This is a genomic window from Pseudomonas sp. GW823-FHT01D03 (assembly GCF_058798255.1).
The window spans coordinates 3,038,943-3,061,513 of the sequence record NZ_JBXAKK010000001.1; the positions used below are offsets into that span (position 1 = coordinate 3,038,943).

Genomic DNA, 22,571 nt, shown 5'->3' on the forward strand with positions numbered 1-22,571 from the left:
CCTTTTCTGGCCGATCTCATTTCCTCTGCTAGGTTTTTCTAACGAACAATCTTCCACCAGAAGATTGATTCTCCGAGAAACCGTCCCAAGCAAGGATGCCTTCCGTATGAACAAAACACCTTTATTCGCCAGCGGCATGCTCGCTACCGCGCTATTGCTCGGCGCAGTTGCCGTGCAGGCACAGACCTCGCCAGTAGTGCAGGTATCCGGCCCCGAAGCCGATGTGAAGGTGACCGAAACCTACGTACGGATGATGGCGCGGGAGGCGTATTTCTGGGGTTGGCCGATGGCCAATATTTATAATCGCCGCCTGAAGTTCAAGGATCTGCCGCAGGCCGGGTTGATGGGGGGCATCGTGCCCGTGGCGCCGATCAACCATCTGTCGATGCTCACCGACTACATTTCACCGGGGGAACGCCTGGTGGCTTGTCCGAACCAGGATGTGGTCTACGGTGCGGGCAGCATTGCGCTGGATATCGAACCGGTGGTTTTGCAGGTCCCGGACTTTGGCGACCGGTTTTGGGTTTATCAGGTGGTGGACCTGCGCTCCGACAGTTTCGCCGAGCTAGGAAAGATGTACGCCACCAAACCGGGCTTCTATCTGTTGGTGGGGCCGGACTGGAACGGCAAGGTGCCTGAGGGCATCACCCAGGTCTTTCGCGCAAAGACCAACACCGGTTTCGTGATTCCGCGGGTCTTCCAGGACGATACGGCCGAAGATCGCAAGGCCATCCAGCACTATCTGTCGGGCATCGACATGTACCCGCTGTCCAAATACGACGGCAAACTCAAGCAGCGTGACTGGAGCCAGTCGCCGAAATTCCCCGCCGAGGCGTCGGGTGACGAGGAAACGCGTTGGGTGCTCCCGGAAACGTTCTTCGATGAGCTGCCGGCGATTCTCAAGGACGCCAAACCGCTGCCGGGAGAAGAGGCGCGCTATGCGCAATTGGCGGTGCTGGCACACATTGCCCAGCGTGATCCCGAGCTGAAAAAAGCCATGATCGACGAGGCGCAAAGGTCTGATGCAGAAGTGGTCAAACCGCTGTTGCAGTTCCGCAACTACGGGAAGCAATTGCCCAATCACTGGAGCACCATCGATAACGGCGCAGCGTTTGGCACTGATTACTTCCTGCGCACGGCGGTTGCCCGGTCAAACATCTTCGTCAACAAACAGATCGAGACCAAGTACTTCTATCAGGATCTGGACGAGTCCGGCGTCCGACTCAACGGTGCCCAGCGCTACAGCGTGACCTTCCCCAAAGGCGCGCTGCCGCCGGTCAAGGGTTTCTGGTCGCTGACGCTGTACAACCAGCAGCATTTCTTCGCCGAAAACTCGTTGGGGCGCTATTCCCTCGGTACCAAGAACAAGTCGCTCAAGACCAACGCCGATGGCTCGCTGACGCTCTACGTGCAGAGCGATTCGCCGGGTGCGGACAAGGAAAGCAACTGGCTTCCGGCGCCGAAGGGCGCGGACTTTTCGCTCTACGTTCGCGCCTACTGGCCGGAAGCGGCCGCGATGAATGGCCAGTGGACGCCACCGGCGGTGGTCAAGGTCAACTGAACCGATTTCCAACTGCGTTCATAAGGACAGCCCATGAACCGTTTGCGCACCTCCCTGACGGCCCTGGCCGTATGCCTCTCTCTAAGCGGCGTGGCCGATGCCGCGACGCGCTATGAAGAACTGGCCAATCAGCCTTTTGAAAAAGGCTTCCCGACCGAAGCAACCGCGCGCAGCCTGATCGATGAGCTGGTGTTCCAGCGCGCCGTGCAGTCGTATCTGTGGGCCTTGCCGGCGATCAACATATGGTCGATGAAGGAAGCGTCGGAGAAGCAGTTCGGCGCGGGCTACAACATCCTGCCGACCTGGAAAAAACGCATCAATGCCAAGACCTTGGTGACAACGCCGAACTCCGATCTGGTCTACGCCATGAGTTATCTGGATCTGGCGAAGTACGGCCCGTTGGTGGTCGAAGCACCGCCCGGCGTGCAGGGCATGTTCGATGATTTCTTCCAGCGCCCGATTGTCGGGCCGACCATCGACGGCAGAACCTGGCGCGGTGACGTTGGCCTGGCGGGTCCCGACAAGGGCAAGGGCGGCACCTATGTGCTGCTCCCGCCTGATTACACAGGGCCGGAGCCGACCGAGGGATTCGTCTATCGCTCGCGCACCAACAACGTGTTCCTGTTCTGGCGCACCTTTTTCAAGGATCCGAAAGACCTCAGCGTGCCGGTAGCCGAAGTCGAGCGTACGAAGATTTATCCGCTGGGCAAGAAGGACTCGGCCCTGCCGATGCAATTCCCCGACGCCACCGGCGCACCGATCAACATGCTGTTCCCCGAAGACGGTCGCTACTTCGACATGCTCTCGCGTTTCATCGACGCCGAAGCCGTCGATCCGGCGGACATGGACATGCGCGGCTTCCTGCACACCCTGGGCATCGAGAAGGGCAAGCCCTTTGCCCCGGATGCCGAACGACGCAAGCTGCTGGATGACGCCGCGCGCACCGCGTTCAAGATGAGCAAGGTGGTGACCAGCCACTTGCTGTACAAAGAGCCGGGTGGTCTGTACTACAAGGATCGCCAATACGTGAACACCTTTGCCGGAGAGAATACCGAGTTTCAATCCAGCGGCAGTTTCACCAATCTTGAACAACGTGTGGCGTTCTTCACCTCGGCCTATTCCGACAGCCCCGGCATGGTCATGAACATGGTCGGTGCCGGCGCCAAGTATCCCGCGACAACCCGCGACGCCGAGGGCAAGTTCCTCGACGGCGCCCAGACCTACAAGCTCAACCTCCCGGCCAATGTCCCGGCGGCGTTGTTCTGGTCGGTCACCGCCTACGACAACCTGACCGCGTCAGGTCTGGACAATGGCCAGCCGTTCCCGTCCCTCAATCAGATGGATAAACCGGCGCAAAACAGCGACGGCTCCACCGACATCTACTTCGGCCCGACATCGCCGGGCGAGGGCAAGAACTGGATCAAGACCGTACCGGAGAAAGGCTTCCTGGTGATCGTGCGGTTGTATGGGCCGAAGCAGGCGTTTTTTGACCAGAGCTGGAAACCAAGTGATCTGATCAAACAATAGAAGCGACCAGGGCGTGAACACCTGGACCCTGCGCCTTCAATACGCCTGGTGAATGGAGTGCAAATCGATGCAATCGATAAGGATTCGATCAAGTCTGACACTCTGCGGGGCGGTGCTCAGTGGCTTGGCCTGTGCCGCCAGTCCTCTGCCGAAACTGGGTTCCCCGTCGGTTGCAGGGGCCAAGGTCGATCCGGAAAAATGCCACCAGCTACAACAGGACTTCGACATTGACCTGAAAGAAGTGGTCAAGGCCGGCTGCGAACCGTCCACCGAACAGATATCCAGACTGATGGACAACCCGGTGGGCAACCTTGTTCTGCTGTTCAACCAGTACGATTACACCGCGCTCAAAGGTCCGCACAGCAACGGCACACGGATGCTCGGTAAATACAGTTTCATGCCGACCTTTCCGATCGCTCTTGGTGAAGACTGGAACCTGATCAACCGCCTGCCGATCAGCTACGTCAGCGCCCCGGTCAACCGCAAGGCCGGTAACCTGATAGGCATGGGCCCCAACGAGATTCTGCACGATCGCGGTGACTTCACCTCGGTTGTGCAGGGCCCGTTCGACCGCACCAGCGGTTTCGGCGACCTGGCCTACGTCGGCGTGTTTTCGCCCAAGGAGCCGATCCGCTTTGCCGGGGGTGGCAAGATGGTCTGGGGGTTCGGCCCGACCGCGATGTTTCCGACTGCCGAAGAAGACGTGCTCGGTACGGGCAAATACTCGCTGGGCCCGGCGTTCGTCGCCGCGTACCTCGGCCCGGACTGGACCCTTGGCGTGTTTCCGCAGCACTGGTGGTCGGTTGGCGGTGATAGCAAGCGCAAGGACGTCAGCCTGACCAATGTGCAGTATTTCATTCAGCGGGCGATTCCCGGGCCGGAACAGTGGCGCATCGGCATGACCCCCAACGTCACGGTCAACTGGAAGGCCGAGGGCGGCAACAGAGTCACGTTTCCCATCGGGATCGGCGCTGGGCGAATCTTCAATTTCGGCAAGTTGCCGGTAAGGGTTTCCGGGGAGATTCAGTACTCGGCGATTCATCCGGATGACCTGATCAGCAGCCGCTGGAATTTCCGGCTGTCGTTCATTCCGGTCATTCCTACCTTTATGTTTTGAGGATTACCCCAAGCCCGGATGTTTGTGGGGCCGTATCAGAGCGGAGGGTTTGTGGGGCAGGGTAGAGACGCGGTTGCGGCAGTGGGTCAATCGGCGGCCGTAAGGTCTGTCGTGTTGCGAGTCAGGAGTTGGCTCCTACAGGCGCTGGTGCGTGCTCAGCACATAAGTCACGCACCAGACTCGTTTGAATAATTACCACTGACCGCTTCCGAGGCAGGCGATTATTTCCCAGCCACTGAATTCCCACCAGGAATAGCGCTCATCAGAGCAGCTTCTGGCCAGGCTGGCCGTCTGGATTTCTCCAGCTTTCTGTTGTGTTGAGAAAGGCGTGTCAATCGAGGCTGTCACCTGCTTGACCGTCTGTGGAGCAGTGATGGTGGTTGGATGCACGGCAGCGTTTGTGGCCGTTGCGGCGAGAGCGAGCGTCGCCGCGATGGCCAGGGTAGTCATGGACTTTTTCATGTTCGAATCCTTTCAGTTAGCTGACAGCGGGCTTAAACATCGGCCCCGACCTGCCTTCTGAACAGATCGGGCATTCGCGTAATGTCACGCCAGAAAAGCCTATCACTACGCTATCTCCAGAACAGTCGCACAACTGTGCTATTGACAACTTGTTGAACGGACGTTCTTCGTCAAGGGGCGCTGGATCGAGTCAAATAATCTGAACCCCGCCCGAACGCCCACGCCTAACGATCAGCTTGTGTTCATTCGCACAGGCCCGGTGCCAATACCGGCACATTCCGAGAGGTGGTCAACGTGGCTAAAGACGAGAAGAAGAGCAAAAAAGACGATGCTTCGAAAGCCAGCAAGGACTTGAAAGACAAAAAGTCTTCGCCGGAAAAGAAATCAGCGGCAGCTTCGGCGCTTTCCAAGTCCTCCGACAAGAAAGACAAGAAGAAAGACGCCGAACCGAAAAAGTCAGCCAAAAAAGCCGATAGCAAGCCGGAAAAGGCCAAGGACTCAAAGAAGGCTGACAAGCCGGCGAAAAAGAAGAAGTAATACCTGCGACTCGCCAGGGCTTTACGCCCTGGCATCCATCAGATCGCTGTTCAAGCCGTTTCTTCAACCCTGCGTGCGTCCCCCAGCGAATCACGCTGCATCGACTGCAGGTTTTTCTCGATGGTTTCGCACAGGGCTTCCATCTGGATCTGGTGCTCGCTGTGGCGAAACGGGCTTTGCAGGTCAGTACCGATGCGTTCGATGGCCAGCAGCATGAAGCCCACCACCGTCGAGGCCAGCGGGGTGAACCAACCCAGCGATTCCACCAGCCCCACCGGCACGATCAGGCAGAACAGCGAGATAAACAGGCGTGGGAAGTACACGTAAGGGTAGGGCAGCGGGGTATTGGCGATTCGCTCCATGCCGCCTTGGCTGTTGGACAGATCGACCATCGTCGATTCCAGTCGTGCCAGACGAATGCTGTCCAGGCGCCCGGCCTTGTATTCCCGGGCGAGCAGCGCCGCGGAACCGGTGAGGATGTCGTTGGCAAAGTTGTTGGTGGTGCCGCTGCGGGCGAATTCATCCGCCGGGATGAACGCGCGGACTTCCTCCGGGCAAGGCTGACCCTGCAGATGCGCCGCGAGGCAATTGACGTAGGCCACATGGCGGCGCAACAGCGTCGCCTTCAGCGGGTTGATTTCGTTATGCGGATCATCCAGCAGCGTCAGCACCTGCCGGGCGAAGCTGCGCGAGCTGTTGATCATCATGCCCCACAGCGTGCGCGCTTCCCACCAACGGTTGTAGGCGCTGCTGTTGCGGAAACTGATCAGCACCACCAGCGCTGAACCGAGCAACGTCAGCGGCATCAGCGGAAGGTTGATCTTGGCGTTGAGGAACAACATGAAGTCGACGGTGACGGCGATGTCCCAGAGCAATAGCCAGAACAGCGACCAGCCCACGTAGCCCATGGTCTTGATGATCAAGCGGTATTTTTTGACGATGGTGGCTTTCAAACGGAAACCTCGTGGCGAGCGGTAAGCGTTAACGCCCTAGCTCCGACGCTGGTTTGGGGGTAAAGGTTCGGTGTTGACTGATCATCTCGGTTACGACAATTTTCAGGCAACAAAAAACCCGGTCATTACCCCGGGTTTTTTACTGCCTGCAGCCTGAAGACTCAGAGCGAGGCTTTCACCTGTAAGCCAAACACCAACGCATTGTCGATGCCCTGCCCGGAAAACGCGCCCGGTTCGATGATGTATTGCATGTTCGGGCGCAGCGTCAGCCACGGCGTGGCCTGGTAGCCGTAGCCGAGTTCGATCAACTGCTCGCCACTGTCCAGGTTCGGGAACTGCGTGCCGTTGGCCATGGCGGCGTCCTGTTGCACGTCGCGGCTGCGCGGGTTAGGCACGGCGCGGCCGTAGCCCAGAGCAACGGTGTCGCGCGGGCGACCTTCGAACGGTTTGTACAGCACCAGTCCGGTGCCATACCACTTGCTGAACGGCGAAGCCGCTTCGCTGGCCGCCGAGTACTGGCCGAACGCATGCAGGCTGCGGCCCTCGGACGTTGGCGAACTCCATACGGCTTGATCGATCAGCAAGTAGTGACCGCCACGGCCGGAGACTTCTTTGTCGCTGCCGATGCGTTTCACGTCGGAGCTGTCGTAGTAGTAACCCAGCTTGTATTCGCCGGGCAATTGGCCCGCGTGCTTGTACACCAGTTCGATCGGCACCACGGTGCCGGTGGTGTGTTTCGGGCCCAGATGCCAGGCGCGGCTGGAGTTGCCGTTGCTTTCCGGGTCGACGTTGAACGCCGCTACGCGCAGTTGCCACGAGGACGACAAGTCGTACTTCACCCGCACGCCCAAGTGCGCGTTTGGGTAGTTGGTCCAGCCACTGCCGCCGGACATGTTCAGCGGATGGCCGCAGAAACCGGCGTTCATGAAGTTGCACAGAATGCCGCTGTCCAGACCACCGAGGTCGTTGCCCATGGCCATGTAACCCAGCTTCACGTTGAGCGCTGGAGTGAACAGGCTGCGCTCGTAGCTGAGTTCGGTCAGGCGGGTGTAGAGACCACCGTAGTTTTCCTGGATCGGCAGACGGTTGCCAACCAGATCTTCCGAGGCGCTGTTGCCGCGGCGGTCGTTGATGGTCAACTGGACCTTGCCGGCGTTCTCTACGCCATACAGCTTGCTCAGGTCGAACTGGGCGCCGAGCTTGATGTTCTGCGAGTAACGGCCGGAGCGATGCAGGCCGCCATCGGCGTTGTAAGCCATTTCACCGGTGTAATCGCCGGTGAATTTGATGCCGTCTTGGTCCATCTGGTGGCGCAGACCGCCCCAATCGCCGGTCAGGGTGTTGCGGTTCAACAGGTTTGAATCGGTATCGGCGAAGGCGGGCAGGGTGGTGCAGGTCAGGCTCAACAGCACGCCGTTGACCCAGCCGTTACGAGTAAAACCAAACATGGAGATCTTCCTGCTCAAAGCTGTAGCGATATCGGAAAGCGGCGCGGCACCCTCAGGTGCCGCGCGCAAAAAGAAAGCGCCCATGTTCAGGACGGGCGCTGCGGCTTACGGCAAGGCGTAGGCCATCACGTAGTCGCCGCGATCGGTCGACTGACGTGCACCACCGGCGGTAACGACGATGTACTGCTTGCCGGTCTTCGGCGACACGTAGGTCATCGGGCCGCCCTGACTGCCAACCGGCAGGCGCGCTTTCCACACCTCTTCACCGTTGCCGCTGTTGAAGGCGCGCAGGTAGAAGTCCTGGGTGCCGGCGATAAAGATCAGGCCACCCTGGGTCGACAGGGTGCCGCCGAGGGTTGGCAGACCGATCTTGATCGGCAAGTGCATGCGGATGCCCAAGGGACCTGTGTCTTCAACGGTGCCGACCGGAACCTGCCAGGCAACTTTCTGAGTCTTCATGTCGATCGCGGTCAGCGTACCGAACGGCGGAGCCTGGCAAGGAATGCCGGCCACCGACAGGAAGCGGTTTTTATTCACCGCATACGGCGTGCCCTTGAGCGGTACCGCGCCCATGCCGGTGTTCAACGCTTCGCCACCGGAGGAGGCCTGCGCCTTGTTCTGCGACGGGATCATCTGAATCCACAGACCCAGGCGCATGTCGTTGACGAAGATGAAGCCGTGCACCGGGTCAGTGGAGATGCTGCCCCAGTTCATGCCGCCCAGCGAACCCGGGAAGCTCAGCGATTTGTCGGTGCCCGGCGCGGTGTACAGGCCGTCGTAACGCATCGATTTGAAATCGATCCGGCACAGCAACTGGTCGTACGGGGTGGCGCCCCACATGTCCGATTCAGTCAGGTGCTGGGCACCGATCTGCGGCATGCCCACCGATTTCGGCTGGGTTGGCGAGTACGGTTCGTTCGGGATGTTCGCGGCTTTGACCGGGACTTCTTTAACCTCGGTCAACGGTTTGCCGGTGGCACGATCGAGCACGTAGATCTGCCCGGCCTTGGTGCCGATGACCAGCGCCGGAAAGCTTTTGCCGTCCTTGGTGAAGTCGATCAGGCTCGGCTGCATTGGCAGGTCGAAGTCCCAGAGATCGTTGTGCACGGTCTGGAACACCCAGCGTTCATCACCGGTGGTGGCGTCCAGCGCGAGGATCGAGGCGCCGTAGGTGTGATCGAGTTTACTGCGCTCGACACCATAGATGTCGGTGGACGAGCTGCCCATCGGCAGGAACACGGTGTTGGTCGCCGGATCGTAGGACATCGGCGCCCAGCTGTTCGGCGTGCTGCGCACATACGTGCTGCCGTCGGCCGGTGCCTGTTTGTCCTGCGGGTTGCCCGGGTCGAACGCCCAGCGCATGGCGCCGGTGATTACGTCAAAACCACGGATCACGCCGCCCGGCATGTCGGTCTGTACGTTGTCGGCTACACGACCACCGACCACTACAGTGGTGCCGGCCATCAGCGGCGCGGAGGAGAGCTGGTAGTAGCTGTCCGGCACGTCGCCGAGACCGGCCTTCAGATCAACCTGACCGTTGTTGCCGAAACCCTGGCAGAACTCGCCGGTGTCGGCATCGACCGCGATCAGGCGGGCGTCGATGGTGTTGGTCAGCAGACGGCGCTGGCAATTGGCGGCCGGTGCCGGTTTGGCTTCGATGATGCTCGAATTGCTTGGCTGAGCGATGCTCTTGGTCGCATCGAAGTAGGCCATGCCACGGCAACGCTGCCAGACTTTCGACTGGGCGTTGATCGCGTTCTTCCACAGCTCTTTGCCGGTGTCGGCATCCAGCGCGATCAGGTTGTTGTGCGGGGTACAGATGAACACTTTGTTGCCGATCTGCAACGGGGTGAGCTGGTCTTCGGCACCGTTGCCATCGCTCTCGGCGACGTCACCGGTGTGGTAGGTCCACGCCACTTTCAGCTTGTCGACATTGTTGCGGTTGATCTGGTCCAGCGCGGCAAAGCGGCTGCCGCCTTCGGTATTGCCGTAGTGCGCCCAGTCTTTTTGCGCCTTGTCTGGCTCAACCGGGGTCAGGCCTGGACCCGTGCCGGTAGCGGCGACAGTCGGGTGCGCCACGAACATGTTGCCGGCAGCCACCGCCAGCCCTACGGCCAGGACAGCGGCAACGCCGTAAGCGCCACGACCCGGAACACCCCCGTTGGCACGCTTGAGCAGCGGGTAGACCAGCGTCACCGCCAGACCCACGGCGCTGAACATGAACAGGCGCGAGAACACCGGCCAGAACACCAGCCCGGCATCGCTCACCGCCCAGATCGCTGTCCCTACCAGAAATGCCGCGAACAGCCAGGCGCCGGCCGTCTTGAAGCGAGCGATCAGCAGACCGGAAACGGCCATCACCAGACCACCCACGAGGAAGTACCACGACCCTCCCAGGCTGACCAGCTTCACTCCGCCAGCCGCAAGTGCCAGGCCGAGCAGGGCGATGATCACCCCCAGCCCGACCAGAATGAATTTTGATATGCCCGAGAGGCGTTGACTCTGCTTCACGTTGAATGTCCCGTTGAAATGAGGCGTGCATTATATAGATAGGTAACTACCTAGTTAAATCACTAATTCAGTAATGAACTGTTGTTCATTGCGAAATCCCCGTCCTGAGCGGGGACCTGCGCTTTCAAGGGGTTGCAAAGATATTTTGAATGCCTGAAAAAGAGCCTTTTTGTCAGAAAAAATGGGAGTTATGACAGCTGCCGTCATCAACCACGATTATTGCGCAGAATCGAGAAATTCAACGCCGCCGCCACACACAACCAGGCCAGATAAGGAAACAGGATCAACCCGGTGATCAAATCCAGGCGCAACGCCATAAACACCATCACCGCGACCACCAGCCACAACAGCAGCAGAATCACCATGGCGGCGGCCACCTGATGCGCGCCGAAGAACACCGGTGTCCACAACGTGTTCAAGGCAATCTGCGCCGCCCACAGCGCCAGTACCGTCTGACTGCCAGGAATCAGGCTCAAGCGATAACCGGCCCAGGCCAACAATAGATAGATTATTGTCCAGGCCACCGGAAACGCCCAATTGGGCGGGGTGAATCCGGGTTTATTGAGTCCTTCGTACCATGGCCCGGGTTTGAAAATCACCCCGGTAGTCGCCGCAGCGCCGCACGCGATCAGAAAAATCAGAAACGTCACCATTTATCACTCCTTGGCCGCAGCCACTCTCTCTGGGATTACAGCGCCGCAACGGTCGCTCATTCGGATTTCATCGCCATCAGGTCGCTGACCCGCGCCACCAGCGTGTCGACGGCAAACGGCTTGGTCAGCACCTGCATGTCCGGGCCAAGCTGACCGGCACCAATCACCGCGTTTTCCGCGTACCCGGTAATGAACAGGGTCTTCAGATTCTGGCGGATTTCCCGGCCCGCATCGGCCAGTTGCCGACCGTTCATGCCGCCCGGCAAGCCGACGTCGGTGATCAGCAAGTCGATGTGTATGTCCGAGCGCAACATCTTCAGCCCGACCACACTGTCAGCGGCCTCTATCAAGGTGTAGCCGAGATCGCCGAGCACGTCTGTCAGCAGCGCACGCACCGTAGGCTCGTCGTCCACCACCAGAATCGTCTCGCCAGACTTGGGCAAGGCTGCCGGCGTGTTGTCCTTGTGATCCTGATTCGGCACGGGCTCGCCATGGTAGCGCGGCAGATAAATGCACATCTCGGTGCCCTGACCGACCTGCGAATGCACGCGCACCTGCCCACCGGACTGCTTGGCGAAACCGTAGATCATCGACAACCCCAACCCCGTGCCCTGGCCCAGCGGTTTGGTGGTGAAGAACGGGTCGAAGGCCTTGGCGATGACATCGGCGGTCATGCCGGTGCCGGTATCGGTCACGCACAGGCACAGGTATTCGCCCTCGGGCATGTCCAGCGTGCGCGCCGTCTCGCAGTCCAGCGCACGGTTGGCCGTTTCGATGGTGATGCGCCCGCCATCGGGCATCGCATCGCGCGCGTTGATGCACAGGTTGAGCAGGGCATTCTCCAATTGGCTGGCGTCCACCAGCGTTGGCCAGAGCCCCGGTGCGGCGCGGGTTTCCAGAACGATGCTGGGGCCGACCGTACGCTGGATCAACTCGGTCATGCCGGTCATCAGCGTGTTGACGTCGGTCGGCCGCGGATCGAGGGTCTGGCGTCTGGAAAACGCCAGCAGACGGTGGGTCAGGGCGGCGGCTCGCTTCACAGCGCCCTGGGCGGTCACCATGTATTTGTCGACCTCATTCAGCCGGCCCTGACTTATGCGCGCGCCCATCAACTCCAGCGCGCCGGAAATGCCGGCCAGCAAATTGTTGAAGTCATGCGCAAGGCCCCCGGTCAGTTGGCCGACGGCTTCCATTTTCTGCGACTGACGCAGTTTTTCTTCGGCTTGCATCAGCTCTGAAGTGCGCGATGACACGCGCTGCTCCAGCGTATCGTTGAGCGCGCGCAACGCGGCGATGGCGCGGTCGCGCTCCGCTTCGACATTGCGCCGTTCCTCGACATCGATCAGCACGCCGGGAAAGCGCAGCGGCGTTCCATCATCGGCACACTCAACACGGCCGTTGGCTTCGATCCACTGATATTTGCCGTCTGTGCGGCGCACACGGTACTGGTGGGAGTAGGCGCCACCACGGCCGATGGCTTCGTTGATCGCGGTGGTCAGTCCATCCTGGTCTTCGGGATGCACGGTCACCATGACTTGTTCGAGGCTGAGCCCTTCGCGGCCCAGCGCCGGGTCGAGATCAAACACCCGGGCGAACGCTTCGTCCACGGCAAAACGGTCGGTGAGCAGGTCCCAGTGCCAGGTGCCGATGATCGCACCGGCGGCGAGCGCCAGTTGCACACGCTCGACGTTCTCCCGCGCAATGGCCTCGCTGGCTCGCAAGCGCTCCTCGGCGTCGCGCCGCTCGGTGACGTCGTTGAACAGAATGGCGATCTGCCGGTCAGCCGGATCGCCGACACGCACCGCGCGTACGTCGAACCAGCGTTCGAAGGTGTTGGCGTAGCTCTCGAAGTTCGCTGGCTCTCCGGTCTTGGCCACGTGGCCATAGGTTTCGAACCAGAATTTTTCCAGATTGGGCGCGAACTCGGTCACCCATTTGCCGCGCAGGTTGACCCCGCACTGGTGTTCGAACGCCGGGTTGGCTTCGACGAAGTAATAGTCGACGGGCTTATCCTCGGCGTCGAATTTGACCTTGACGATGGCGAACGCCGACTCGATGGTTTCCAGAATGGTGATGAAGCGAGCCTCGCTGCGTGCGAGCGCATCCCGACTGGCTTGCAGTTGCGCCGCCATGTCGCGATCGAGGTCAACGACCTGTGTGTCGTCCTGAGGGCACTGAAGCGCCGCGCGCAATCGCCTTACCTCTGACTCAAGCGCTTCGCGGCTAAGGTGTTCAAGGGTATCCATGTGACCTGCTTATTGAATTTTCAGGGTCTGGCTTCATACAGCGCGTAGGCACACACGAGCAGTGAAAGTTGCGCTCGCAAGGGATTCGACCGCCAATCATCCGTTGACCGGGCGCGCTGTGCTTAAGTTTCACCACCCGCGCAAGCGAGCGTTCATTTCAGATCGATTCGCCGTTATCCAGACGCGCCAACAGGTTCTGCCCGCGTTGCCACAGCGCCTCCTGTTTGGCTTGCGGCATGCGGTCGAGGTTCTTGTACATCATCGCCATGCGCTGATTGCCGCGCAGTTGCTCACCGTGGCGCATCAGGAAATGCCAGTACAGCGAATTGAACGGGCAGGCATTGTCCGCGGTACTTTCGCTGACCTTATAGGCGCAGCTTCGGCAGTAGTCGGACATGCGATTGATGTATTGGCCACTGGCACAATAGGGTTTGGAACCGAGATAGCCGCCATCGGCATGCATGACCATGCCCAGCGTGTTGGGCAGCTCGACCCAGTCGAAGGCATCCATGTAGATCGCCAGATACCACTCGCAGATCTGGCTCGGCACGATGCCGGCGAGCAGGGCAAAATTGCCGGTGACCATCAGCCGCTGGATGTGATGCGCGTAGGCGTGCTGCAGACTCTGGCCGATGGCCTGGCGCATGCAGTTCATCTGCGTAGCGCCGGTCCAATAGAACTCGGGCAGTGGCCGGTCGTTGCCGAATACATTGCCCAGCGCGTAGTCCGGCATTTTCAGCCAATACACGCCACGTACATATTCCCGCCAGCCGATCAGTTGCCGAATGAAGCCTTCGGCGGCATTCAGCGCAATCCTGCCGGCCCAATAAGCCGACTCGACGTCGCTGCACAACTGCCGCAAATCCAGCAGGCCTATGTTGAGCGCGGCGCTGATGCGCGCATGAAACAGGAACGGTTCGTCACTGGCCATGGCGTCCTGATAGTCGCCGAATCCTGCCAGGCCATAATCCAGAAAATACTCCCATAGCGCCTGCGCGTCGGCATGGGTGACCGGGTAGTTGAATTCGTCGAGTGCACCGTAATGCTGACTGAAGTGCGCCTTCACCAGATCCAGCACTTCGCCGGTGATCGCGTCATTACTGAAACGGATCGGGTAGGGGGCTTTCACGCCTTTGGGCAGGGACTTGCGATTCTCCGCATCGAAATTCCACGCACCACCCACCGGCGTGCCGTCGCCATTGAGCAGCAAGCGACTCTTGCGGCGCATCTCGCGATAGAAGAACTCCATGCGCAACTGCTTTTTGCCGGCGGCCCAGGCGGCGAACTCATCGCGACTGCAAAGAAAACGCGTATCGGCGTGCCAATGGATGGGCAAGCCAGAGTCCTTGATCGATTGCTCCAGGCGCCAGTCCCCGCACTCGGTGACGTGCACTTCCTCGGCGTGCAACCGCTGTTGCCAGCGGCGTAATTCCCCAGGCACCGAGCCGCTGTTGTGCGGATCATCCAGGGTCACGTATTCGACAGCAACGCCCTGGTCTTGCAGTGCCTGGGAGAAATGGCGCATGGCGCTGAAGATCAGGGCAATCTTTTGCGGATGGTGCGGCACATGGCTGGCTTCTTCCATGACCTCGACCAGCAGCACAGTGTCGCGCTCGCTATCGAGCGTCTGCAATGAAGCCAGATCGAAGGACAACTGATCGCCCAGCACCAGGCACAACCGACGTTTCTGGTTCATTCACAGCATCCGTTTCATAGCGGTGTGGCCAACGAAAACGGAATCCGCAGTTCTTCGACTGGCCCGCTATCACGCCCGCACATTTCGTCGTGCACGCATTGCTGCACCAGCACGCAGGGGAATGCCGGCACGGTCTGCAGCAAGTCACGCAGATGGGTGATCGAGCGCAGGTGCATCGGTTTGGCCGCGTCGTCGAGCAAGGTGAACTGGCCGTGATCCAGACGGATGCGGGCCAGATAAAAACCACCTTCAAGCGACAGCAACTCCAGCTCACGAATTTCACTGTTGGCCGCACGTTCGGTCAGGGTTTGCAGATTCATGCTTCACTCCTTGCCTACCAGGGCAGGCGTTGTCCATCGTAGGCAAAGAACTGGCCGCTGTCGGCCGGGGTCAATTGGTCAATCAGGTTGAGTAACTGGTCAGCGGCAACGTCTGCCGGGCGGGCGCTGGAAGCCCCGCGAAAAGGTTGCGACAAACCCGACACGACCGTGCCCGGGTGCAGACTCAGCAAGCGACTGTGCGGGCGGGTGCGCGCCAGTTCGATCGCCGCGGTCTTGATCAGCATGTTCAGCGCCGCCTTGGAGGCGCGATAGGCGTACCAGCCGCCCAAACGGTTGTCGCCAATGCTTCCGACCTTGGCCGAGAGCATCGCCATCGCCCCTTGGGGATCGAGCAGCGGCAGAAAATGCCGCAACACCATTGCCGGTCCCAGCGTGTTGACTTGAAACACCGCTTGCAGCGCATCCGCCTCGATCGCGCTGTAGCTCTTTTCTGGCTTGATCCGCTCACGATGCAGCAGACCCGCAGCGTGCACGATCAACTGATAGGGCGCTTCTGCGGCCAATTCGGCGGCGGCGCTGGCGATGGTTTCCGGTTGCTGCAGATCCAGCGCCGGAACGGTACGACGCCCCAGCTCACGAACCCCGGCACAGCGCGGATCCTGACTGAGCTGCTGGCAAAACGCGCTACCGATAGCACCACTGGCACCAATCACCAGTGCGCGATAACCATCGCCCAGGGAAGCCATGCTGAACGGGCTGTTCATTGGTTTTCTCCCGCGCCCTGGCGACGGAAGAACAAGGTCACCTGGCCAACTTCAACCCCGAGCTTGGACATGCTGGTGCGATTGATCAGTGTGTCCTCGTCCATCTGGTACATCCAGTCGTCCATGCTCATTTCATAGGTCGTGCCGTCGACCGGCAGATTCAGGCGATAACGCCAGTGCAGCGCATTGCCAGCGACCTGACCTGTGGCGACACCCACCACATCACCCGCACGCCCGCTCCAGCGCCCCTGGCCCTCGGGCGTCAGGGTCCAGACGCGGCGTTGGCGCGTGCCGTCGCTGTACAGGAAGTGCTCATCGAGAATCAGGTTGTCGCCTTCACGATGGCTGACGATGTTGACCTCAAAGCGCTTGACCACTTCCCCGGAGCGCTTTTGAAACATTCCCCAGGCTTTCACGGGTTTGCTGAAAAAGCGTTGCAGATCCAGCGCCGGTTGCTGATCGGCATAGTGGCTGACATCCACGCTGCCGCAGCTCGCAACGCCGAGTACCAGAGCCAGTAAGAGCACAAGTCGGGCCATTGCCGTTCTCCCTGAGTGCACGGGTATGTGGGTGAAATTAGGAGCATCGTGCTTGTACAGTGGGTTTGCTGTGTACAGGTTTATCGCGCCTGTCGAAGATCGGAAATCAACTCCGCCGCCCGATCAGTTGCAGAAACTCCTGACGCGTCGTGGAGCTGTCGCGAAAAGCACCGAGCATCACCGAGGACGTCATGATCGAATTCTGCTTTTCGACGCCGCGCATCATCATGCACATGTGCCGGGCTTCAATGACCACGGCCACGCCGGCGGCATCGGTGATCTGCTGAATCGCCTCGGCGATTTGCCGGGTGAGGTTTTCCTGGATCTGCAGACGACGGGCGAACATGTCCACCACGCGCGCTACTTTCGACAGTCCCAACACTCTGCCGGTGGGGATGTACGCCACGTGCGCCTTGCCGATGAAAGGCAGCATGTGGTGCTCACACAAGGAATAGAGCTCGATGTCACTGACGATCACCATCTCATCGCTTTGCGATTCGAACAGGGCACCGTTGGTGACATCTTCCAGGCTCATTGAATAGCCGTTGCACAGATACTGCATTGCTTTGGCCGCACGTTTGGGCGTGTCGAGCAGACCTTCGCGCTCCGGGTTTTCACCGACGCCGACAAGAATTTCACGGTAATGGCTGGCTAGTAGTGGGTTCATTCAGAGTGCTCGCGGCAGTGCTGTGCGTGAGGGCCAATCCATAGCGGAAGAGTTGTACGCAGATAAGTGCTTTGTATAGGTTTTATTCAAGATAGGCTGAAAAAATTCAACTGACAATCAATCGGCAATCTTTTTTGTGCGGATGCGAGAACCTCGCGGCGCAGCGCGCGAGGTTGCGGGTGTAGCGGGGGAGAGGAGGAAGCGCTCCCGGTGAGTGGGAGCGCTGGGCGAGATCGCGGATTATTCGCTGTAGGTAGGGTAATCCACATAGCCTTCGGCATTGCCGCCGTAAACCGTGGCGGGGTTCAGCGGATTGAGCGGCCAGTCATTGGCGATGCGCGCGGGCAGGTCCGGGTTGGCCATGAACGGACGGCCGAAAGCCACCAGATCCGCCAGTCCCGATTCAAGCAACTGCGCACCGGATTCAGCGTTGTAACGCCCGGCGTAGATGATCGCGCCACTGAAGGTATCGCGCACTGCACGGCGGAAGGTTTGCGGCATCGCGGGCGCGTCGTCCCAGTCCGCTTCGGCGATGGACAGGTAGGCGATGCCCACATCCTCAAGCACTTTGATCGCTTCGATGTAAGTGGTGTGCGGGTCCTCTTCGACCATGCCCAGATAGGTGCGCGCTTCATCGGTGGTGGTGAACAGCGGCGCGAAACGCACGCCGACTTTCTCCTTGCCGATGCACTCGGCGACACCCGACACCACTTCGCGCAGAAAGCGCAGGCGGTTGTGCAGCGAGCCACCGTACTGATCGGTGCGCACGTTGCTGTGGGCCGAAATGAACTGGTTCACCAGATAGCCGTTGGCGCAGTGCAGTTCGATCCCGTCGAAGCCGGCGTCCATCGCATTGCGCGCCGCCTGTATATAGAGCTGAACCAGTTCCTGGACTTCATCGGTGCTCAGTGCACGCGGCGCGGATGGCGTGACCAACTCCCCGGCGCCCGGCGCGGTTTCGATGAACACGCTGACCCGCTCGGTGGCGATGGCGGATGCGGACACCGGTGCCGCGCCATCGGGTTGCAGCGCGGTGTGGGAAACACGGCCGACGTGCCAGAGTTGCGCGAATATCACGCCGCCCTGTGCATGCACCGCTTCGGTGACTGTGCGCCATCCGGCAATTTGTTCAGGGGTGTGAATGCCGGGAGTCCAGGCGTAGCCCTGACCGCGAGGCTCGATCTGCGTGCCTTCGGTGACCAACAGACCGGCGCCGGCGCGTTGCTGGTAATACTCGGCCATCAATGCGTTGGCGACATTGCCCGGTTGCGTGCTGCGCTGGCGGGTGAGGGGCGGCAGGACGATGCGGTTTTTCAGGGTGTGCAGGCCCAGTTTGACGGGGGTGAAGTAAGGGCTGTTTTTCATGTGATTCCTGTTCTGGTCTTATTAGACCAGTCGACTAGCAATGCGGTAAAAAAAACACCGTGCGGGATGCGCACGGCGTCTGGAGCGGTGGAGGGCTCAGGCCAACAGCTTCAGCAGTTTTTCGGCGACGGCTGCCGAGCTGGCCGGGTTTTGACCCGTCACCAGTTGGCCATCGGTCACCACGTGAACCTGCCAGTCAGCCACTTTGGAGTAACGCCCGCCGAGCCGCTGGAATTCGTCTTCGATCAGGAACGGCACGACATCGGTCAGGCCAACGGCGGCTTCTTCAGCATTGGTGAAACCGGTGACGTCGCGGCCTTGAATCAACGGTTTGCCATCGGCAGCCACCACGTGACGCAGAACGCCCGGCGCATGGCAGACGAAACCGTGAGGTTTGTTGCTGCGGTCGAACGCTTCGATCAGCGCGATCGAGTGTTGGTCTTCTGCCAGATCCCACAGTGGGCCATGGCCACCGGGATAAAACACGGCATCGAAATCCTCGGCGCTGACATCCGCCAGGCGCCCGGTATTGGCCAGTGCCTGTTGGGCTGCAGGGTCCTTGCGGAAGCGGTCGGTTTCAGCGGTTTGCGCATCGGGCTCATCGCTTTTCGGATCGAGCGGTGGCTGGCCGCCGGCCGGCGATACCAGAGTGATCTGCGCGCCGGCATCCTTGAAGGCGTAGTAGGGGGCCGCGAACTCTTCGAGCCAGAAGCCGGTTTTCTTGCCGGTGTTGCCAAGCTGATCGTGGGAAGTCAGAACCATCAAGATTTTCATAGAGCGCCCTGTATTGGTCTGGTGTCCTCGACGGGTTCGTCTGCGACACCTCGGAAGGAGTGACGGGCACAGAATAGATTCATATTAGACCGGTCGTCTAGTAAATTTTTACGCCCGTGTTTCCAAGCCATCACTGTGGCAAACTCCTGCTCATCAGAAATATACGACTGGTCTAATGTTTGGTATTTTGCGCCCCATGAAACCGACCTACGACGATACCCGCCAACACCTGCTCGACACCGGCCACCGCATGATGGCCGAAAAGGGCTTCACCAGCGTTGGCCTGAGCGAGATCCTGCAGACCGCCGGTGTGCCCAAGGGCTCGTTCTATCACTACTTCAAATCCAAGGAACTCTACGGCCAGGCGCTGCTGGAGGATTACTTTGTCGGCTACCTGGCAGATATGGAGCGACGCCTGACCCTGCCCGGCCTCAGTGCCTATGAGCGGCTGATGGATTACTGGCAGGGCTGGCAGAACCGTTGCACCCTGGAAGGCCATGGAGATGAATGCCTGGTGGTGAAGTTGAGCGCGGAAGTCGCCGACCTGTCCGAGTCGATGCGCCTCACCTTGCGCGACGGCGCCGAGCGCATCGTTGCGCGAATTACGACGTGCCTGGAAGAAGGGCAGTTGGATAAAAGTTTGCCGCAGACCGACCCTCGGCAACTGGCAGAAACCCTGTACCAACTCTGGTTGGGTGCCAGTCTGTTGAACAAACTGCAGCGCACGGGGCAGTCGCTGCAGACGTCGATGGTGATGACCAAACAGCTTTTGCAAAGCTGAGGACACCCACAACCCTTTCTCCCGACCCGCCAAGGAAGCGTCAATGGGCGTGCGACACACTTCTTTTTTTCACATGCCAACGGGTTGCATCTTGGCATTGGCCGGCATGCTTCTCAGCGGCTGCTCCAGCCACACGTTGCCCCGATCGGTCGAGCGCGACCCTTGCCTCGACGCAGGCCCGGTAAACAGTGTCGGTTACGATCACTGTGTGGCTGAGCGGGATCGCCAAAGGAAGGAGGCACTTGAAGCGCTGCTTGACGATGACCCGGCTCATCTGCAGCACTTGCAAATCATCGAAATGCCCGAGAGCAAGTACCAATCTTCTGATTTCCCGGATACGCCCATCCCCATGTCCTACAGGGGAGTGGATTCGATTTCGCTGGCTGAAAAGCAAGCGCTGCCGTTCAAAGCCCGGATAGTCTGGAAATATTCTTCATCGAGTCTTCAGCCGCAGCGCCGAGACGCCCTGCAGATGGAGAAAATGCAGGTGCTGATCATGGCGGCGGTGCAGGAAAACAGGCTGGCGAAGTGGGTATGCACGGCCACCGGTGGGCAACAGCGGGAGTGGATCTTCTATACGCAAAGCGATGAGGCTTTCATCACCAAGGTACGAGCCACTCTGGCGCAGACCGGTCCATACCCCGTCGAGTTGAAGGTACAGAGGGACGCGGCGCCCAGCGTCGGGAGGCAACCAGCACAAGATATCCGTGTCACCCCTAAATTGTGTATGGAATGAAGCGCGTGCCGCGGGCGCGGCGATTACCTTTTTGAGCACCACTGACGAGCGGCAGCCATAAAAAGTGGAACTCCAACTCACAGCCACCAGTCAACTTTTCTGTCGAGACTCAGAGCTTCCCACTTACACGAAGGTTTATGAATCATGAAGAGTGAACAGGTAGAAGGCGTAGCGGAAAAGTTGGCTGGCAAGGCGCAGAGCGCGGTCGGGAAACTGATGGGTGATTCGAAGATGGAAGCTGAAGGTGCCGGACATCAGGCAGCTGGACAACTGACTAAATCCTACGGCGATGCACTGGATAACGTGTCGACCTTCGTTAAAGAAAAACCGATAGCTGCAATCGCGATAGGTGCTGCGGCATTGATCCTGATAAACCGAATTTTTCGTCGCTGAGTGAGTGACCGGGTTTGTCACCAGACGTTGAAAGACAGGAAAATTGAATTAAAGGAAAGGGCCCTTAGGGGCTCTTTTTTTTAATCGGTCTTTCATGGACGTTATGGATTCAACGACAGACCGCCGAATGCGCGGGAAATGCAGCGTTGCTCTCACTGATATTTGATGATGCTCTGGAGGGTCAGCGCGCCGCCCAATCGGCTCGATACTGCAGCAGAAAATCGACGAATGCCCGGACCCGCTGAGGGACATAGCGGCCATGGGGGTAGAGCAGGGTGTAGGGCCTGGAGCGTCCATTGTAGGGCTGTAGTACCTCGACGAGGCTGCCATCGGCCAGTTCGCGCTCGACAATGAATTTGTAAGTCTGGAACAGACCCGCACTGTGTTTGGCCAGGGTAACGCCACCCAGCACATCATCCGAGCAGCAATAGCTGCCCTCAGTGAAGATCTCCCGATGTTTGCCCTCGACGTCGAACAGCCATGAGATGCGTCGACCGCTGCTGGGCAGTTCAAATTGAATGCACTCGTGAGCGACGAGGTCATTCAGTGTCGTTGGTGTGCCGGCCTTGCTCAGGTATTCAGGCGTTGCGACCACGACCAATTGTGCGTCTTCGAGCAAGCGTGCAATCAGGGTCGAGTCCGGTTGAGCACGGACCCGAATCGCCAGGTCATAGCCCTCCGCCACAAAATCGATATTTCGGTTACCCAAGTGGATATCCACGGTGACGTCTGGATATAGCGCTCGAAACTTCGGCAGAAGCGGCAAGATCCGATGATGCCCATAGGTGGTCGGAAGACTGACACGCAGCCGCCCTGAAGGCTTCGATTGAGCGCCCATGACTTCTTGCTGCGCTTCCACCAATTGAGTCAGGGCCTGTCGGCATTGTTCGTAGAACACCCGTCCCGGTTCAGTCATCCGGATGCTGCGCGTGGTTCTCACGAACAGGCGTGATCCCAAACGCCCCTCAAGACGCAAAATCGATCGGCTTACTGCCGCAGGCGTCACACCGGCGACCTGCGCGGCTGCAGTAAAACTGCCGGTTTCCGAGGCGAGGCAAAACAGCTCGATGCTGCCTAGCTGCAGGTCATCAAAATGGCGCTTCATATTAATCACACCGGATCTTCGCGAAGTGCCCGAAAGCATACCGATGTCGATGATGCAGTGGCGAGGACCGCGGATCGATTCATTACACCGCGTCACAAATGAAGTAACCGCACCCGCATTTATTCATTGAAGGCAACCTCCTAGAGTTCACTCCACTTGCCGCCTCCTCATGCCGATGAGGCGCGAACTGGAGACTCTCCCGTGCCTTTCATCAGCGTTCGTATCACCCGCGACGGCGTTACCAAAGAACAGAAAGCCCAGGTCATTGCCGAGATCACCAAAACCATGCAGACGGTGCTCAACAAGGATCCGCACCTGACGCACATCGTGATCGAGGAAGTCGATACCGATAACTGGGGCTACGCAGGAATAACCACTACCGAGTACCGCCAGTCGCTGGTGGAGCCCAAGTAATGACGCCATCAGGCTCGTCTGTGTGTGAAACCCCTTTTGTA

The 22,571-nt window shown here is 59.5% G+C and carries 22 protein-coding genes; 8 read left to right on the plus strand and 14 right to left on the minus strand.

The window, feature by feature from the left end; genetic code table 11:
- Positions 1-106 precede the first annotated feature (106 nt).
- From AC1RBR_RS13155 to AC1RBR_RS13165, 3 genes are all read left to right on the plus strand, one after another.
- A complete protein-coding gene (locus tag AC1RBR_RS13155) occupies positions 107-1,561 on the plus strand; it encodes a DUF1254 domain-containing protein (RefSeq protein WP_492564826.1) in 1,455 nt (484 codons plus the stop codon).
- A 33-nt stretch (positions 1,562-1,594) separates the two neighbouring features.
- Positions 1,595-3,088 carry a DUF1254 domain-containing protein gene (locus tag AC1RBR_RS13160; protein ID WP_492564827.1) on the plus strand — a complete coding sequence of 498 codons (1,494 nt, stop codon included), beginning with the start codon at positions 1,595-1,597 and terminating at the stop codon, positions 3,086-3,088.
- Between the two features lie 67 nt (positions 3,089-3,155).
- Positions 3,156-4,205 (plus strand): hypothetical protein, encoded by a 1,050-nt coding sequence (locus AC1RBR_RS13165; RefSeq protein ID WP_492564829.1) that lies wholly within the window; start codon positions 3,156-3,158, stop codon positions 4,203-4,205.
- Between the two features lie 192 nt (positions 4,206-4,397).
- On the opposite strand, the gene AC1RBR_RS13170 is transcribed toward AC1RBR_RS13165, so the two are convergent.
- Complete coding sequence (locus tag AC1RBR_RS13170) at positions 4,398-4,667, minus strand: hypothetical protein (RefSeq protein ID WP_225134941.1); 270 nt, start codon at positions 4,665-4,667, stop codon at positions 4,398-4,400.
- A 294-nt stretch (positions 4,668-4,961) separates the two neighbouring features.
- On the opposite strand from AC1RBR_RS13170, the gene AC1RBR_RS13175 reads away from it, so the two are divergent.
- Positions 4,962-5,204, plus strand: a complete 243-nt coding sequence (locus tag AC1RBR_RS13175; RefSeq protein ID WP_007967139.1) for a hypothetical protein — start codon at positions 4,962-4,964, stop codon at positions 5,202-5,204.
- 50 nt (positions 5,205-5,254) lie between these two features.
- On the opposite strand, the gene AC1RBR_RS13180 is transcribed toward AC1RBR_RS13175, so the two are convergent.
- The 12 genes from AC1RBR_RS13180 to AC1RBR_RS13235 form a co-directional block, all read right to left on the minus strand.
- Positions 5,255-6,157: a bestrophin family protein gene (locus AC1RBR_RS13180; RefSeq protein ID WP_492564832.1), complete on the minus strand. Its 903-nt coding sequence runs from the start codon at positions 6,155-6,157 to the stop codon at positions 5,255-5,257.
- 161 nt (positions 6,158-6,318) lie between these two features.
- On the minus strand, positions 6,319-7,605 hold the full coding sequence (locus AC1RBR_RS13185; RefSeq protein WP_492564834.1) for a carbohydrate porin: 1,287 nt from the start codon (positions 7,603-7,605) through the stop codon (positions 6,319-6,321).
- Positions 7,606-7,710: 105 nt separating this feature from the next.
- Positions 7,711-10,116 (minus strand): glucose/quinate/shikimate family membrane-bound PQQ-dependent dehydrogenase, encoded by a 2,406-nt coding sequence (locus tag AC1RBR_RS13190; protein ID WP_492564836.1) that lies wholly within the window; start codon positions 10,114-10,116, stop codon positions 7,711-7,713.
- A gap of 206 nt (positions 10,117-10,322) precedes the next feature.
- Positions 10,323-10,766, minus strand: coding sequence for a tryptophan-rich sensory protein TspO (tspO, locus tag AC1RBR_RS13195; RefSeq protein WP_027611782.1), 444 nt, complete (start codon positions 10,764-10,766; stop codon positions 10,323-10,325).
- 59 nt (positions 10,767-10,825) lie between these two features.
- Complete coding sequence (locus tag AC1RBR_RS13200; RefSeq protein ID WP_492564838.1) at positions 10,826-13,015, minus strand: ATP-binding protein; 2,190 nt, start codon at positions 13,013-13,015, stop codon at positions 10,826-10,828.
- Positions 13,016-13,172: 157 nt separating this feature from the next.
- The gene (locus tag AC1RBR_RS13205; protein ID WP_492564840.1) at positions 13,173-14,711 is read right to left on the minus strand and encodes a cryptochrome/photolyase family protein; all 1,539 of its coding nucleotides are present in this window, start codon (positions 14,709-14,711) and stop codon (positions 13,173-13,175) included.
- 14 nt (positions 14,712-14,725) lie between these two features.
- Entirely contained in the window at positions 14,726-15,031 is a 306-nt protein-coding gene (locus tag AC1RBR_RS13210; RefSeq protein ID WP_481394995.1) for a DUF6482 family protein, read from the minus strand.
- 14 nt (positions 15,032-15,045) lie between these two features.
- Complete coding sequence (locus AC1RBR_RS13215) at positions 15,046-15,756, minus strand: SDR family NAD(P)-dependent oxidoreductase (protein ID WP_492564842.1); 711 nt, start codon at positions 15,754-15,756, stop codon at positions 15,046-15,048.
- Complete coding sequence (locus AC1RBR_RS13220) at positions 15,753-16,295, minus strand: DUF3833 domain-containing protein (RefSeq protein WP_166495739.1); 543 nt, start codon at positions 16,293-16,295, stop codon at positions 15,753-15,755. Before AC1RBR_RS13220 ends, AC1RBR_RS13215 begins: the two co-directional genes overlap by 4 nt.
- A 106-nt stretch (positions 16,296-16,401) precedes the next feature.
- Positions 16,402-16,962 carry a GTP cyclohydrolase I FolE gene (folE, locus tag AC1RBR_RS13225; protein ID WP_027611787.1) on the minus strand — a complete coding sequence of 187 codons (561 nt, stop codon included), beginning with the start codon at positions 16,960-16,962 and terminating at the stop codon, positions 16,402-16,404.
- Positions 16,963-17,202: 240 nt separating this feature from the next.
- The gene (locus AC1RBR_RS13230; RefSeq protein ID WP_282412162.1) at positions 17,203-18,327 is read right to left on the minus strand and encodes an alkene reductase; all 1,125 of its coding nucleotides are present in this window, start codon (positions 18,325-18,327) and stop codon (positions 17,203-17,205) included.
- Positions 18,328-18,423: 96 nt separating this feature from the next.
- Positions 18,424-19,101, minus strand: coding sequence for a type 1 glutamine amidotransferase domain-containing protein (locus tag AC1RBR_RS13235; RefSeq protein ID WP_095135799.1), 678 nt, complete (start codon positions 19,099-19,101; stop codon positions 18,424-18,426).
- Positions 19,102-19,297: 196 nt separating this feature from the next.
- Here AC1RBR_RS13235 and curR point away from each other — a divergent pair, with 196 nt between their 5' ends.
- The 3 genes from curR (at position 19,298) to AC1RBR_RS13250 (ending at position 21,011) form a co-directional block, all read left to right on the plus strand.
- Positions 19,298-19,882, plus strand: a complete 585-nt coding sequence (gene curR, locus AC1RBR_RS13240) for a TetR family transcriptional repressor CurR (protein ID WP_492564846.1) — start codon at positions 19,298-19,300, stop codon at positions 19,880-19,882.
- A 43-nt stretch (positions 19,883-19,925) separates the two neighbouring features.
- Complete coding sequence (locus AC1RBR_RS13245) at positions 19,926-20,618, plus strand: DUF695 domain-containing protein (protein WP_492564848.1); 693 nt, start codon at positions 19,926-19,928, stop codon at positions 20,616-20,618.
- Between the two features lie 144 nt (positions 20,619-20,762).
- On the plus strand, positions 20,763-21,011 hold the full coding sequence (locus tag AC1RBR_RS13250; RefSeq protein ID WP_098964018.1) for a CsbD family protein: 249 nt from the start codon (positions 20,763-20,765) through the stop codon (positions 21,009-21,011).
- A gap of 181 nt (positions 21,012-21,192) precedes the next feature.
- Here the strand turns inward: AC1RBR_RS13250 and AC1RBR_RS13255 are convergent, their stop codons facing one another.
- Complete coding sequence (locus tag AC1RBR_RS13255; protein WP_492564850.1) at positions 21,193-22,116, minus strand: LysR family transcriptional regulator; 924 nt, start codon at positions 22,114-22,116, stop codon at positions 21,193-21,195.
- A 201-nt stretch (positions 22,117-22,317) separates the two neighbouring features.
- On the opposite strand from AC1RBR_RS13255, the gene AC1RBR_RS13260 reads away from it, so the two are divergent.
- Entirely contained in the window at positions 22,318-22,530 is a 213-nt protein-coding gene (locus tag AC1RBR_RS13260) for a tautomerase family protein (RefSeq protein WP_095135811.1), read from the plus strand.
- The last annotated feature ends 41 nt before the right edge of the window (positions 22,531-22,571 follow it).

Excerpts from the sequence above, each read along its gene's own strand:
- AC1RBR_RS13230 (WP_282412162.1), bottom strand. The coding sequence starts at position 18,327 with ATGAAAAACAGCCCTTACTTCACCCCCGTCAAACTGGGCCTGCACACC.
- AC1RBR_RS13185 (WP_492564834.1), bottom strand. The coding sequence starts at position 7,605 with ATGTTTGGTTTTACTCGTAACGGCTGGGTCAACGGCGTGCTGTTGAGC.
- folE (WP_027611787.1), bottom strand. The coding sequence starts at position 16,962 with ATGAACCCACTACTAGCCAGCCATTACCGTGAAATTCTTGTCGGCGTC.
- AC1RBR_RS13215 (WP_492564842.1), bottom strand. The coding sequence starts at position 15,756 with ATGAACAGCCCGTTCAGCATGGCTTCCCTGGGCGATGGTTATCGCGCA.
- AC1RBR_RS13155 (WP_492564826.1), top strand. The coding sequence starts at position 107 with ATGAACAAAACACCTTTATTCGCCAGCGGCATGCTCGCTACCGCGCTA.
- AC1RBR_RS13235 (WP_095135799.1), bottom strand. The coding sequence starts at position 19,101 with ATGAAAATCTTGATGGTTCTGACTTCCCACGATCAGCTTGGCAACACC.
- AC1RBR_RS13210 (WP_481394995.1), bottom strand. The coding sequence starts at position 15,031 with ATGAATCTGCAAACCCTGACCGAACGTGCGGCCAACAGTGAAATTCGT.
- AC1RBR_RS13170 (WP_225134941.1), bottom strand. The coding sequence starts at position 4,667 with ATGAAAAAGTCCATGACTACCCTGGCCATCGCGGCGACGCTCGCTCTC.
- AC1RBR_RS13255 (WP_492564850.1), bottom strand. The coding sequence starts at position 22,116 with ATGAAGCGCCATTTTGATGACCTGCAGCTAGGCAGCATCGAGCTGTTT.
- AC1RBR_RS13220 (WP_166495739.1), bottom strand. The coding sequence starts at position 16,295 with ATGGCCCGACTTGTGCTCTTACTGGCTCTGGTACTCGGCGTTGCGAGC.
- AC1RBR_RS13250 (WP_098964018.1), top strand. The coding sequence starts at position 20,763 with ATGAAGAGTGAACAGGTAGAAGGCGTAGCGGAAAAGTTGGCTGGCAAG.
- AC1RBR_RS13200 (WP_492564838.1), bottom strand. The coding sequence starts at position 13,015 with ATGGATACCCTTGAACACCTTAGCCGCGAAGCGCTTGAGTCAGAGGTA.
- AC1RBR_RS13245 (WP_492564848.1), top strand. The coding sequence starts at position 19,926 with ATGGGCGTGCGACACACTTCTTTTTTTCACATGCCAACGGGTTGCATC.
- AC1RBR_RS13205 (WP_492564840.1), bottom strand. The coding sequence starts at position 14,711 with ATGAACCAGAAACGTCGGTTGTGCCTGGTGCTGGGCGATCAGTTGTCC.
- AC1RBR_RS13165 (WP_492564829.1), top strand. The coding sequence starts at position 3,156 with ATGCAATCGATAAGGATTCGATCAAGTCTGACACTCTGCGGGGCGGTG.
- AC1RBR_RS13160 (WP_492564827.1), top strand. The coding sequence starts at position 1,595 with ATGAACCGTTTGCGCACCTCCCTGACGGCCCTGGCCGTATGCCTCTCT.
- curR (WP_492564846.1), top strand. The coding sequence starts at position 19,298 with ATGAAACCGACCTACGACGATACCCGCCAACACCTGCTCGACACCGGC.